Origin of the sequence: Jannaschia pagri, from assembly GCF_019655435.1 — a bacterium.
Taxonomy (GTDB): domain Bacteria; phylum Pseudomonadota; class Alphaproteobacteria; order Rhodobacterales; family Rhodobacteraceae; genus Jannaschia; species Jannaschia pagri.
The window spans coordinates 235,489-248,303 of record NZ_BPFH01000005.1 but is presented as its reverse complement, the minus strand read 5'-3'; the positions used below and the strand labels follow the sequence as shown (position 1 = coordinate 248,303).

Annotated in this window: 12 protein-coding genes; 3 read left to right on the top strand and 9 right to left on the bottom strand. The window is 64.2% G+C overall.

The genetic code is table 11. The annotated features are described in order from the left end of the window. Positions 1–207: 207 nt before the first annotated feature. The 7 genes from K5R33_RS14305 to K5R33_RS14275 form a co-directional block, all read right to left on the bottom strand. Positions 208–2,703, bottom strand: coding sequence for a hypothetical protein (locus K5R33_RS14305; RefSeq protein ID WP_220749743.1), 2,496 nt, complete (start codon positions 2,701–2,703; stop codon positions 208–210). Beyond that, complete coding sequence (locus K5R33_RS14300; protein ID WP_220749742.1) at positions 2,703–2,987, bottom strand: hypothetical protein; 285 nt, start codon at positions 2,985–2,987, stop codon at positions 2,703–2,705. The genes K5R33_RS14305 and K5R33_RS14300 overlap by 1 nt, the downstream gene beginning before the upstream one ends. A 46-nt stretch (positions 2,988–3,033) precedes the next feature. After that, on the bottom strand, positions 3,034–4,008 hold the full coding sequence (locus K5R33_RS14295; RefSeq protein WP_220749741.1) for a phage late control D family protein: 975 nt from the start codon (positions 4,006–4,008) through the stop codon (positions 3,034–3,036). Next, positions 4,008–4,217: a tail protein X gene (locus tag K5R33_RS14290; protein WP_220749740.1), complete on the bottom strand. Its 210-nt coding sequence runs from the start codon at positions 4,215–4,217 to the stop codon at positions 4,008–4,010. Before K5R33_RS14290 ends, K5R33_RS14295 begins: the two co-directional genes overlap by 1 nt. A gap of 4 nt (positions 4,218–4,221) precedes the next feature. Next, entirely contained in the window at positions 4,222–4,623 is a 402-nt protein-coding gene (locus K5R33_RS14285) for a phage tail protein (protein ID WP_220749739.1), read from the bottom strand. After that, positions 4,613–5,938, bottom strand: a complete 1,326-nt coding sequence (locus K5R33_RS14280) for a hypothetical protein (RefSeq protein WP_220749738.1) — start codon at positions 5,936–5,938, stop codon at positions 4,613–4,615. Before K5R33_RS14280 ends, K5R33_RS14285 begins: the two co-directional genes overlap by 11 nt. A 522-nt stretch (positions 5,939–6,460) precedes the next feature. Beyond that, positions 6,461–7,063 (bottom strand): L,D-transpeptidase, encoded by a 603-nt coding sequence (locus K5R33_RS14275; protein WP_220749737.1) that lies wholly within the window; start codon positions 7,061–7,063, stop codon positions 6,461–6,463. 189 nt (positions 7,064–7,252) lie between these two features. On the opposite strand from K5R33_RS14275, the gene K5R33_RS14270 reads away from it, so the two are divergent. Then, entirely contained in the window at positions 7,253–7,852 is a 600-nt protein-coding gene (locus tag K5R33_RS14270; protein ID WP_220749736.1) for a DUF805 domain-containing protein, read from the top strand. A gap of 738 nt (positions 7,853–8,590) precedes the next feature. Here K5R33_RS14270 and K5R33_RS14265 read toward each other — a convergent pair. Beyond that, entirely contained in the window at positions 8,591–10,087 is a 1,497-nt protein-coding gene (locus tag K5R33_RS14265) for a CoA-acylating methylmalonate-semialdehyde dehydrogenase (protein ID WP_220749735.1), read from the bottom strand. 102 nt (positions 10,088–10,189) lie between these two features. On the opposite strand from K5R33_RS14265, the gene K5R33_RS14260 reads away from it, so the two are divergent. Then, entirely contained in the window at positions 10,190–11,092 is a 903-nt protein-coding gene (locus tag K5R33_RS14260; RefSeq protein WP_220749734.1) for a LysR family transcriptional regulator, read from the top strand. A 12-nt stretch (positions 11,093–11,104) separates the two neighbouring features. Here the strand turns inward: K5R33_RS14260 and K5R33_RS14255 are convergent, their stop codons facing one another. Then, positions 11,105–12,262 carry an amidohydrolase gene (locus tag K5R33_RS14255; RefSeq protein WP_220749733.1) on the bottom strand — a complete coding sequence of 386 codons (1,158 nt, stop codon included), beginning with the start codon at positions 12,260–12,262 and terminating at the stop codon, positions 11,105–11,107. Between the two features lie 107 nt (positions 12,263–12,369). Here K5R33_RS14255 and K5R33_RS14250 point away from each other — a divergent pair, with 107 nt between their 5' ends. Further along, positions 12,370–12,804 carry a CBS domain-containing protein gene (locus K5R33_RS14250; RefSeq protein WP_220749732.1) on the top strand — a complete coding sequence of 145 codons (435 nt, stop codon included), beginning with the start codon at positions 12,370–12,372 and terminating at the stop codon, positions 12,802–12,804. Positions 12,805–12,815: the final 11 nt, after the last annotated feature.

The window sequence follows — 12,815 nt, the reverse complement described above, 5'->3', positions numbered from 1 at the left end:
AGAACTGAACGTCTGTTCAATTAACCTGCCGAGAAGGTGTCTGTCAAAGCCATTCGGTCGTTGTAGCTGTATGTATGTAGCGGTGTAGCGGGACAGTTACCTTTGCACTGCGTGTAGCGGGACAGTTACCTTTGCACTGCGGGACAGTGACCTTTGCAACATTTGATTTTTGCGGGTCCTCCTGTTTGGGGGCGTTAAACGGGGTGTTTAACCCTGTGTGACGGCGCCTCTGATTTCGGGGAGCGCATTGATGGCGGCGAGGCTGTCTCGGCTTGTGTCGATGTCGAGGACGCGGGTTTGGACACCGTCGGTCCAGGTGTCGAGGGTTACGACTTGGAACTCTGTGGTGGCTGGGAAGCTCTGGCCGTTGCCGGTCCGGCTGAAGACGACGAAGTCCCGGTTGGTTTGAAGGGTCGGGTTTGCGGCTGTGATCGGCAGCGTCTCGATCACGTCTCCGCCCAGCGATGTGGTGACGGTGCCTGCGTCGTGGTCGATGTCCACTTCAACGTCATAGACGACGCCGATGGTCAGCTCGGTCGAGACCGCTGTGGCGCCGTAGATGACCGGATCGCCGTTGCCGTCCTCTAGCGCGGTGATACTGGCCTCGGACCCGCCGCTGAACCGGAGGCCGCCCGCGCTGACCTGACCGACTAGGTAGTCATTGGTGGAGGTGCTTTCGACCAGGCGGAATGTGACGCGGAACCGGGCGCGGGTGGTATTTGGCGCTGGGCGCGGGATCACGAAATAGGCCGTGCCGAGTGTCGCTGGGCTATCGAGGCTTGCGGCTTCATTGGCGAGGCCCAGGAACCCGGCATGGTTTGCCCAGAACGTCGATGTGAGGTCGTGCCCGAATGTCGGCCCGAATTGGGTCGGCCAATCGAAGGTCGCGGACGGATAATCTGGCTGGTTGCTTAATGTGACGAATGCCTTCAGCGCGTGCCACGCAGGCACGTCCGGGATGACGCCCAAGGCTTCCGCATAGGCCACAAGGGATGCGAAGTCATTCACATTCATATAAGGCGCCGACGGCGACGGATTATAAGAATAGGCCGCCGTCGGTTCGAGGAGCCAATAGACGTCCCCAATTTGGGGCGGATTGGGTGACAGACAGACAATCTGATCGCCAATCTGGAATTGCGCCAAATCTCCGCCAGTCACCTGGACGGAATAGCGCTCTCCGGCGCCAGCGGCTGTTTGATACTGGAATGGCGCTCCTGCCACGTCCCCCCGGTTTTTGGATTGCGTAGTGCGAATTGTGGTTTGAATGCCGTCGCTCACGCGAGTGCAAAGGAGTTGGTCAAAATTAACGCGAACCGGATCGCCCTCGTCGGCATCGCGATAATACTCGAAGGTAAACCAGGTATTGCCTTCCCCATCTTGGAGAATATCGAGGATCGTGCGGATGCGGCTGGTATGGGGCTTTTGATAATCGGTGTGTGGCGCCAAGCTGTCGACAAAGGGCTGATCCGCGATCTTGCAGGTCAAAAGCGGATTGGTTCCCAGCACGGTGGGCAGATCCGCAATCTCGGCAGTCCGACCAAGCGCCGATAAGGCGGTAATGACGGGGAACAATTGGAATTGACTATGCGCGCCTTCGCCCCGGATTGGAGTGCCGGTAAATTTGCGGGCATCGTGGAGGTGGACGCCATTGGCGATCATTGAGATTGCGGCGCGCTTCTTTAGGGCACGGGGGGCGACGTTGCCGAGGATATTGAACGCGCCCGTTTCTTCCAAAGGCTGGAGGTTGCCACCGTAATTGCTGCCATCGCCCCGTTCGCGGGTTGTCAGCGTCTCATAGCCGTTCATGCCGGAATTGCGGTTGGTGTGGCCCCATAACTCCAGGCGGTCGATGCGCTCAATGTAGGCCGCCAGATCCGGCAAATCGACGAATGTCATATCGAAGGCTTGGCCGTTCGGTCCCCGGGCTTCGACCGCGTCCAGCCAGGCGTCCACGTCGCAGGAATGGTAGGGTTGCTCGGTCCGGCCCGGCCAGAAGAATGGGCTGGGCGAGATGCTCTCGAACGCGGGCAACTCGGAGACGACGTAGACGTAGAAGCTGCGTTGGATGCAGCCCCAGCGAATGCCGTTGGTTCCATCTGGCTGGTAGGTGCTGCCGACGCTTGCGACCAGGACGTCGCCTGCGGACATGGCGGCGGGGAAGGTGACCGCTTCAGATGGCACATAAGACCCGGCCCGCGCGTCCCAGGCCTGGGCCATTGTGTCATCGAGCGCGGGCGGATTGATCATGGCGCCATGGATGTCGAACTGCGTCTCCCCCGTGGTGTCCCTGATGGTGCCAGGCGCGGTGGATCGGTCGATGGTCAGCCCGACGGGATCGCGCACCGCCAAGGTGCCGTCCTGGACCAGGATGTAATCGACCGGCTGATTGAAGGTGAACGTCTCGGTGAGCGGGCCAGCCGTAACATCCACTGAGGTGGCCTGCCCGGTGGCGGCATCGACGGTGACCGCCACGACCTGTCCGCCGAGGATGGTGTGTGTGACGACGTAGCTTGTAGTGGTTCCGGCGTCGGCATCGACCAGGGTGTAGGTCAGGTCTGTGGCGCCTGGGATGGGGGAGCCGTCGCGGTGCCAGGCGACGGTTGCGCCGTTTGGGACGATGGCGGTGATGGTCTCGCCGACGCGGAAGGTGCCCGAGATCTGAAGGGGGCGTGTCCCCCGGCTGCCGAAGGGATGGCCGAACATCAGGGGGCCACGTGCCAGGTGGCGGCGATGGTGGTCTCGGCTGGGCCGGAGGCGTCGAAGGCCAGCCAGATGCGCGCGCCTGCGACGAGGATCACGGGGATCCGTTCGTTGGGCAGCAGAATATCCGCGTGGCGGGGGGCGACGGGCGGAGGGGCACCGGCGGCGCTGGTGATCCAGCGGATGCGCCGCCCGCCGGTGTTGATCAGGGCGCCGCTGGTGTCGGCCTCGGCCAGCACTTGGGGCTGGTCCGGCCAGGCGTTGGACACGGGGATCGTCGTCGTCATGGGCACCTCCAATGACCGCAGGGGTAGCGACCGGGGACAGGCCCCATCACCCTGAAGACTTTCTGCGGCTGACCGTAAAGGCGGTGGTCAAGGCCCCGCCCAGATGGTGGGTCACCGAGCGGACATCGCCGATCCCGTCGAGGGTGGAGCGCAGGCCCCGCAGATCCACCTGGCCACCGGCGAAGAGGCCCGGCTGGAACCGCCCTCGGCAGTGAATGCGCAGGTCCCCGCGCCGGGACCGGTCCAGCTCGGCGGCGGCGGCGCGCTCGGCCTCGGCCCGGGTGGCATGGACCTTCCGCAGGTCCTTGACGGGGTCTCCGTCGCCGACCTCCACGACCTCGTCGCGGCCCATGGCGAGGTCCTGCCAGCGGGCGCGGACGCGGCCCATCTTCTCGCGCTCCTCCTCGGACCAGGTCCATTCGGTCAGGTCGCGGCGGGTGACGGGAACGGGCGCCAAGGCCGCGCCGCTGGCATCGCGCCCGGTGCCCAGTTTGGCCAGGATCAGGCGCCCGTCGGCGGCCTTGGCCACGGCGTCCAGGGGGCGGGCCAGGCGGGTCAGAAGGTGCAGGTCGCTCTCTGCGGTCTGGGCCACCATGGCGTAGAAGGTATCGGCGAGGTCGTCCGACACGACCGGACGCAGGCCCGCTTCGCTGGCGATGGTGTCGGTGATCTGGCGCAGGGTTTGGGCTTCCCAGGACCGCGTTTTGGCCTGGCGGATGGGGCTGCCCAGGTCGATGGCCGTGCCGGAGAGGGTCAGCTTCGCCACCGGGCCAGAGCCGGAGACGGCGTCCACCGCAAAGGTCCCCATGCGGTGGAGCCCCTGTTCGAGAAACCCCAGCCGCACGTCGATCCGGGCGCCGGGACGGGGCAGGGCGATCTCGCCCCGGCCCTCGTCGAGGACAAGGGTCACGGTATCGCTCTCGATGCCCAGCTCGTCGGTCACATGGACCGACGTCAGCACGGAGTAGAAGGCCGAGGCGACGGGCTGCCCGTCCAGCAGGATCTCCGCCCGGGGGCGCATCAGCCGAACAACCGGCGCGGCGTGGCCAGGGTGCGGTCGGCGCGCGCGGGCAGCAGGAGGGTGGTGCGCGGCGGGACCATGGCGCCGGTCTCCGACAGGCCGGGGTTGAGGTCGAGGATGGCCGTCACATCGGTCTCGGCCCCGACCTGGTCGCGGGCGATGCGGTCCAGAGGCTCAGACAGGTGTCCCGTGGTGTATCGGCGGGTCATCGGATTATCCTAGCAGGCCTGGCGCGCGGACCAGATTGAGGGTGAAGTCGATCTGGCGGGGGGCGCCATCGGCCATCAGATAGCTGCGCTGGTCCTCGACGCCCGCGATGACCCAATGGCCCAGCACGAAGCCCAGGCCGTCGCCCATGAGCATGGGCAGGCCGAGGGCGGCCTGGGCGCGCATGGCCTCCACCTGGCGAAGGCCGCCGCGAAAGTGCGGATGGATGGTGCCCTCCAGGGCCATGGTCTCCTCGCCGGGGCCGAGGAAGTGCAGCTGGGGCCTGCGCCCGACCAGATCCACCGGCTCCCAGCGGTAGGTGCTGGTCTGGCGGATCTTGTCGTGGGAGGGCCTGGAGGCGCCAAATCGAAAGGCGCCGAGCCACATCATGACGAAGCTAGAAATCATGGTCGCCCCCATCGTGGAGCGCCGTGTTCCGAGGCTGCGCGGCCAAGCGCTGCAACTCGGCATAAGCGGCCCGCGCGATCTCCCTGGGGTCTGCGCCGGGGGCGACCGACAGATGGAAATGCACATCGCCGAAGGAGGCGCCATGGCGCACCGTCCCCGGGGCCGCGACGTTGGCCTGTCCTCGGTCGATGCGGGCTGTGGCAACGGCAGTGCGCTCCGTCAGGTCGGACAGCGTGAGGGTGCGATCCCGGTGATCGGACAGAGTGGTGTCCGTTGCGCGTGTGATGATGGTCTGCGCGACCGCCTGAAGGGTCTCAATGACTTCGCTGTTGACGGTTAGATCTGGCAGCCCGCGAAACCCGTCCGAGCCTATGATCGGCGGAGCCTCCGCCGCGTTGGTCGCCTCGGTGATCAACGTTTGCCCCACTGTCCGTAGGGTCTCCAAAACCTCCCGATTGACGGGTAGATCCGGCGGGCGGATCGCGGACAGCAGTCCCGTGGTCTTTGATGCGGCCAGGATTGGATCATGGTCCTGCAAGAGCGCGCGTGGGGCCAGTTCCTCGATCCCCCGCAGTGCCGTCGGCTGCGCGATCTCGGCAACTCTGGTGAGGTCCTCCGCTTGCCGGAGCGTTCTGCCAACCAAGTCTGTCTCGAACAGATCACGACGACTGTCGAACCGGGCCTCGCTTACCAGTGTCTCGGTTTGTTGGAGCGTCCGCGCAGAGAGGTCTGATACCTGCTTCTCAAATCGCATGTTCTCTTCAAGCGAATGGGACTGCAGGGTCTGGTCCTGGATCGTCTCCAACGTCTGGATCGCGCGGGCGATCAAGGCCGTTTGCCGGACCTCAGTCAGGTCGTGGCGGCTCTCGAACTGGGACGCGCTTGAGGTCTCGGACCAGGTTACCGGATCGAGGCTCGCCGCCTGCGGTGCGAAGAGACCAAGCTCCGGTTGCCCCGCCGGGGCCTCCACCACCGGGCTGGCCAGCTCCCGCAAGATACGGTTCGCCACCACTTGGCCGGAGACGCCCGGCATAAACAACTCGCGGCCTTGCTCGCCGATCTCATAGACGCGCCCGGCGGTGACGCCGCCGCCCAGGGCGCGCCCGCCAGCGGTGCGCGCGGCGGTCTCGGCAGTGCGCGTATCGGAGGTATTGACCCGCGCGGCAGAACGCGTGGCCTGGGCCATGGCGCGGGCGGCGGCGGGCGTGGCGTCGCGGAGGCCACGCGCAAAGCTCTCGGCGGCGGCCGAGTCTCCTCGCACGGCGGCTGTCATCAGGCTTTGAAGGGTTTGGCGTGCGGCCCGTTGAACGCTCACGGGACCCAGGCTCCAGGCGCTGTCTAGAGCAGCCGGAGCAGACGTTTGGCAATCACCAGCGCGTCCGCGTCCCGATCCCGCACTGCTTCCTTAGCAGTGACCACATAAGCTGCCATGGCCAGATCCAGCGTCACGAGACGCCCCGCCCGCATTTGGCGCGCTTGGCGCTCAAGAGCGACACGAATACCGCAGCGACACGGGCGCCGCTTGCGGGCTGGCAAGGACGAAGGACGTTGCGGCCCCTCTCTGCCTAGTGCTCCTATCGTGCCCCTGTTAACCGCTCAGATGTCCACACTTTAACGGTCGGCAGTTTCGTGGGGCTACCAGATCAAGCGATTGCTTCATCAAGAGGTAACACTGATGAGGTGTCCGGCACTCACGCTCTACCTGTGGGGTTCACCCAAGTGTCCGGGCGATTGACCTTAGGACACAGGTTGAGCACGCCGATCCTAGAAACAGGTCTGTACGGTAAGTGACGACCTTTGCGGCGAGGCAAAGACCTTCGACCCGCATTTCCCAAGGTCAGATCAAACGAACTTGGGTCCCAATCGGCGTGATGGAGAACAGCTCAGCGATCTTTTCGTTGTAAAGCCCAATGCACCCGGATGATGACCGACGTCCGATTTTGCGCGTGTCATGGGTGCCGTGGATCAAGTAGGCGGGCCAGGACAGGTACATGGCATGGGTGCCCAGGGGGTTGCCCGGGCCCGCTTCCATGAACTCCGGCAGGGAAGGGTCCCGCGCGCGCATGTTCGCGGTGGGCGTCCAGGTGGGGCCAACCTTTTTCCGGACGATCTCGGTGTATCCGGTGCGGGTCAGCTCATCGGTCATGGGAACGGAGGTGGGATAGAGGCGGTAATCGTTGCCAGTGGCATCCCAGAAATGCAGCGCCCGGCTGGAGGTATCGCAGACAATCGTGGCCTTGCCCAAGCTCGAGAAGTGGTCGCGCCAGTCGATCCGCTGGAAGCTGGCCGTGTTGCGCCGCGTCTCGGTCGGGCCGGTCACGCCGCCAAATTGTTCGGCGGTATATTGGCGAGGGGTCTCTTGCGCGCGCAGAAGGGTCGGCGCGGCGAGGGCGGCGGTGGCCCCCAACAGGAGGCTGCGACGGGTTGTACGGCGGCTCATCGATAACTCCTTCGTCCGGTCAAGGCGTGATACCAACGCGGGTCCCAGGCGAAAAGTGCCCGCGCGTTCACATATTCGCGGGCCATTCGACACATTGGGCGGTAAATCGCCGACAAAGCGCTGCGGCATGGCCCGACCGCTGCCCCATTCCGCTGTGACAGTCCCGCAGAGCGACACCGGAGGCGCACCATGGGACCTATCAAGGCCACGCTGACTTGTATGACGCGTCCATTTACATGGGCGGGCCGTGCTGCACCCTCCGAGTTCTGGTGGTTTACCGCGTTCCAGACCGTTGCATTAACAGCGGCCATGGTTCCCCTGGTGATGCCCTATGTTCACGCCTTTGAAGCGTACCAACAGGCGCAGGCAGACGCGGTTGCGACGGCTTACCGGACGTTTTCCGAGGTGGTTCCGCCGCCCTTTCCAGATTTGGGGTCTATCGCCGCGTCACAGGTGACCTATTTCGCGATCCTCTCGGTGCTCGCGATTTGGCCGACCGTTGCGGGGTGGGCGGTCACGGTCCGCCGCCTCCATGACACGGACCGGAGCGGATGGTGGTACTGGGTCTGCCTGGTGCCGTTTGTCGGTTGGTTGATCCTGCTGATCCTTTTGGCTGCGCCTGGGGATATGCACCGCAATCGCTTCGGCCCTGGTCGGACTTCGGATATCGAGCGGTCCAACCGCGTCAGCGATATGCCCGCAGTGCCCGTCGGGGCGGCAAACCAGCGTCAAAGCGCCGAAGACCTTCGGCGGATGCGTCACTCCCGGATGGCGGGGTCCGCTTCGTAAGCCTGGGACGGTCAGGAGGGTCGCGCAGGCGGTCTAGCGTCGGCCCCGTGTGTTCTTGATGTCTCGGCTTTTGCCGACGCGGTCGACGGCACCGGACTGTTAATGCGCGGCTAGGCGTTCCTTGGGGCCCGCCGCCTATTGGCCCGATGGCGCTGCGCGTTTCGCTCTCAATAGTATTGTACATCCGCCGGTGCATGCTTCCCACCTCTGCACCGGTTCTCGGCTGCGCTTTTCGACTGCCATTATTTCGGCTGCGAAGCCCTCATCCGAGGCCCGCGAGCAGAAATCCGACAGCGTTTGCCACGGTTTAGCCACAATTCGCGCTGGTTCGACGGTGTCCAGATTCTGCCCGATTCTGCCGGGCGACCCCAAGCTGCATTGGCCCTAATCGACGGAAATGGAAACGTTGACCGACGCGCAGCGCCTTTGCCGTTGCATGGCGGACAATGGGACACATTTTCTGACCTAGGGGAGCCACTTTCGCCGCCAGATCTGGGCAAGACCAGGCTAAGGTAAGGCCAAGACAGGTCGAGATTTCGACCGAACAAAGGCACTTACGAAAGGCGACGACATGCTGACTGGAATGATCCTGACGAGCGCGATTACCCTGGTTGTGATGCTTGAGACGGCCCTGACTAACCGCTAACGAAAATGGCCGCCCAAGCGGGCAGCCATGATTTTGCTCTCGGTCTATGGGTCGGGAGGGGAGGCGCGGGGCCTCCAGTCGAGGGGTGCTAATTACTCCATCACGGGGATCGAGAATTCCCCACCCTCTTTGATCCCCGAAGGCCACCGCGCCGTTACGGTCTTGGTCCGGGTATAGAATTTGAAGGCGTCCGGCCCGTGCTGGTTGAGATCGCCGAACATGGATTTCTTCCAACCACCGAACGTGTGGTACGCCAGTGGGACCGGGATGGGCAAATTGATCCCCACCATGCCGACGTTCACCCGCTTTGCGAAGTCGCGTGCCGTATCGCCATCCCGCGTGAAGATAGCGGTGCCGTTGCCATATTCGTGGTCCATGGCGAGGCCGAGGGCCTCCTCGTAGGTTTTGGCGCGCACGGTCGAAAGGACAGGCCCGAAGATTTCGGTCGTGTAGATGTCCATGTCCTTGGTCACGCGGTCGAACAAATGGGCGCCGACAAAGAAGCCGTCCTCATAACCCTGCATTTTGAAGTCACGGCCATCGACGACCAGTTCGGCGCCTTGGTCGATCCCGGTTTGGATCAGGCGGTGAATGTTGGTCTTTGCGGCGGCTGTGACCACTGGGCCAAAGTCCACATCGTCGCCCGCCGTGTAGGGCCCGACCTTCAACGCTTCGATCCGCGGGACAAGCTTTTCGATCAGGCGGTCGGCGGTTTCCTCGCCCACGGGCACGGCGACCGAAATCGCCATGCAGCGTTCCCCCGCCGCGCCAAAGCCCGCGCCCACCAGCGCGTCGGCGGCTTGGTCCATATCCGCATCGGGCATGACGATCATGTGGTTCTTTGCGCCGCCAAAGCATTGGGCCCGCTTGCCGTTCGCGCTGGCCCGTTCGTAGATGTAGGCCGCGATGGGGGTGGACCCCACAAAGCCCACCGACTGAATGACTGGGTGATCCAGAATGGCGTCAACCGCCACCTTGTCGCCGTTCACCACCTGCAGGATGCCCTTCGGCAGGCCCGCCTCTTCCAGCAACGCGGCCAGCATCATGGGAACGCTTGGGTCGCGTTCAGACGGTTTCAGAATGAACGCGTTGCCGCAGGCGATGGCGGGTGCGAACATCCACATCGGGATCATGGCCGGGAAGTTGAACGGGGTAATCCCCGCCGTCACGCCCAGCGGTTGGCGCATGGAATACATGTCGATGCCGGGGCCTGCGCTATCGGTGAACTCGCCCTTTAGATGGTGGGGCGCACCGATGCAGAACTCCACGACCTCCAAACCCCGGATGACGTCGCCCTTGGCGTCGGGCAGGGTCTTGCCGTGCTCGCGGGACAGGGCCTCGGCCAGCTTGTCCATGTCGCGGTGGAGCAGATCCACGAACTTCATCAGCACACGGGCCCGGCGCTGGGGGTTCGTGGCGGCCCAATCCGGCTGGGCGGCTGCGGCCACGGTGACGGCGCGGTCCAAGTCATCGGAAGTGGCCAGCGCCACATGGGCCTGCACCTCACCCGTGGCTGGGTTGAACACCTCCGCATGGCGATCGCCACCGTTGACCTCAGTTCCCTCGATCCAATGTCCGATCTGCTGCATCTGAACGCTCCCTTTGTGTTTGCGGGTAGGTTAGACGCCTCGGATCTTGCGGTCATAGGCGTAACTGAGCAGGGTGATCTTGCAAATTTGCAAGGAGTGCCGATGGACTGGGACGACATGCGCATTTTTCTTGCCGTGGCGCGGACAGGCTCCTTGGCGGAGGCGGCACCCGGCCTGCGGTTGGATCCCGCCACCTTGAGCCGTCGGATCGCGCGGTTGGAGACGGCGGCGGGCGCGGCGCTGTTTCTGAAATCCCCTCGAGGTTATGCGCTGACCGATGCGGGGCACCGACTGCTGCCCCATGCGGAGGCCATGGCAGACAGTGCCCGTGGTGGCGTCGCGGCCATGGCCGGTGGTGAAGCGCTGGCCGGTCGGGTGCGCGTTGGCGCGCCCGATGGGATCGCCAACCACGTTCTACCTCAGGTGTTTGCCCGCCTATCTGAGGCGAACCCCGCCCTAACACTAGAGCTTGTGGCGCTGCCCCGCGTGTTCGACCTGAGCCGACGGGAGGCGGATCTTGCCATTACCGTGTCGCCGCCCAAGGCGGGGCGTCTGATGGTGCGCAAGCTCTGTGAGTATGGGCTCAGCTTGGCGGCGCATCGCAGCTATCTGTCGTCTGCCCCGCCGCTGCGGGACCGGTCCGACCTGCGGTCACACCGCATTGTCGGCTACATCCCCGATATGATCTTCGATGCGGATCTGGACTACCTCGCGGATGTGGGCGCGGAAGCGCCGGGTCTGGCCTCAAACTCCGCAGCCGTGCAATTGGGCATGATCCGAGCGGGTGCGGGGATAGGCGTTATCCATGATTTCATGTTCGCCGCTGATCCGGACTTGGTGCCTCTTTTGCGGGAGGCGGTGCGCTTACGCCGCGCGTTTCATCTGGTGCGCCATGGCGACGCTGGTGGAACATTGGTCACCCGCACGGCGAACCTTCTGGCCGATGGGGTCCGTCGGGAGGTGGCGCGGTTGGAGGGGGCAAGACTTTTCGATGAAAAGTCTTGAAAAAGTCTTGGGTCAAGATTTTTGCGCCGCCAGGGCCAGGCGGGCCCCATTTGCCAGCAAGGTCGCGCCGGGGGCAATCAAGCCGTCGTCAAAATCGTACTCTGGGTGATGCAGCATGGGACCTGGTCCGGCCCCGAGCAACAGCATCGCCGCGCGCGCTCCGTGACCAAACCGACCAAAGTCTTCCGAAGCGCGCAGCGGCGTCCCGGACGAAACGCTAAGGCCCACGTCCTGTGCCGCCTCGGTCAGGATTGCGGCTGCCTTCGGATCGTTGATTCCGGCCAGGAAGGGATCTTGATGTGTAACCTTGAGGTCGAGGCCCTGGCGGGACGCGGCATCCTGGGCCAGGGCTTGGACATCCTGAACCAGCCCCTCAAGATCCGCGTCGGAGGTGGTCCTGCATGTCACGCGCATCTCCGCCTGGCCCGGGGCGATGCCAAATGCCGGTGTGCCCAGCGCGGCATGGCAGAGGGTCACTAGCTTAAAGTCAGGCGCCGGAAACGTGCCATGGGATAGCGCGGGTAGGGCGTCCATCAGTTGGGCGACGGCGGGCGCCGGGCTTCGGCCCGCCTCTGGCGTACTGGCGTGGGCTTCGAGCCCGCTCAGTTGCAAGAGCAGCCCAACAGACGGCGCGCTGACCAAACCTTGTGGCACGTGGGCTTGGCCCCTTGGAATGTCGGGTAGATTGTGGAGTGCGAAGGCCCAATCGGGTTTCAAGGCTTCAAATCGTGGGTCACTACAAACGGCAATGGCCCCTGTCCCAATCTCTTCGGCGGGTTGAAACAGCAAGATCACGCGGCCTCGGGGCGGTGGCTGGCGAGACAACAGGCGCGCTGCGCCGAATAGGCATGCCATATGCCCATCATGGCCGCAAAGGTGTGCCGTCCCCGGTCGGGTGCTGACCCAGTCTGGGGCCCCGGCCTCTTGGATGGGCAGGGCGTCCAACTCGCATCGCAACAGGACGGTCGGGCCAGAGGATCGTCCCTGGATGACAGCGGCGACACCGTGACCGCCGAGGCCCGTGTGGACCTCTCGAATACCAAGGGCACGCAGTTCAGAAGTCACCCGAGCGGCGGTTTCCACCTCAGCACCCGAAACCTCTGGGTGCCGATGCAAATCGCGACGGAGCGCGACGAGCGCATCCAGGTCGTCTGTAGTCAGGTCGTCCATGTTGCGAGCGTTGCTCAAAACACCGTCGCTGTCACGTACGCTTGACTTGACGCGGCGGCGGGCCGACGCTGGGGCAGGACATGCATGATCGGACGGGAGGCTAAAAGATGTTTGTAACCAAGATCCTCGCTACGAAATCAAACCAAGGTGTTTTGACCATTGGGCCGGAGGCGTCGATTGCCGATGCGGTGGCCGAACTTGGCGCGCGTAAGATCGGGGCGCTTGTGGTTAGTGCGGATGGGCGGCGTGCGCAGGGGATCCTGTCCGAACGTGATATCGTGCGCGAAATGGCCAAGACGGGCGGCGACGTACTGTCGCAAACCGTGGCGAGTTTGATGACGCGCGACCTGCAGACCTGTGCCCCTGGGGATCGGTCCGATGCCGTTTTGGAACGGATGACGACCGGCCGCTTCCGTCACATGCCAGTCGAGGAAGACGGGCTGCTTGTCGGGTTGATCTCGCTGGGCGATGTGGTCAAGGCGCGGCTCAGCGAGGTGAGCATGGAGAAGGACGCGCTGGAGGCCATGATCTCTGGACACTAGGTTCGTCCAAT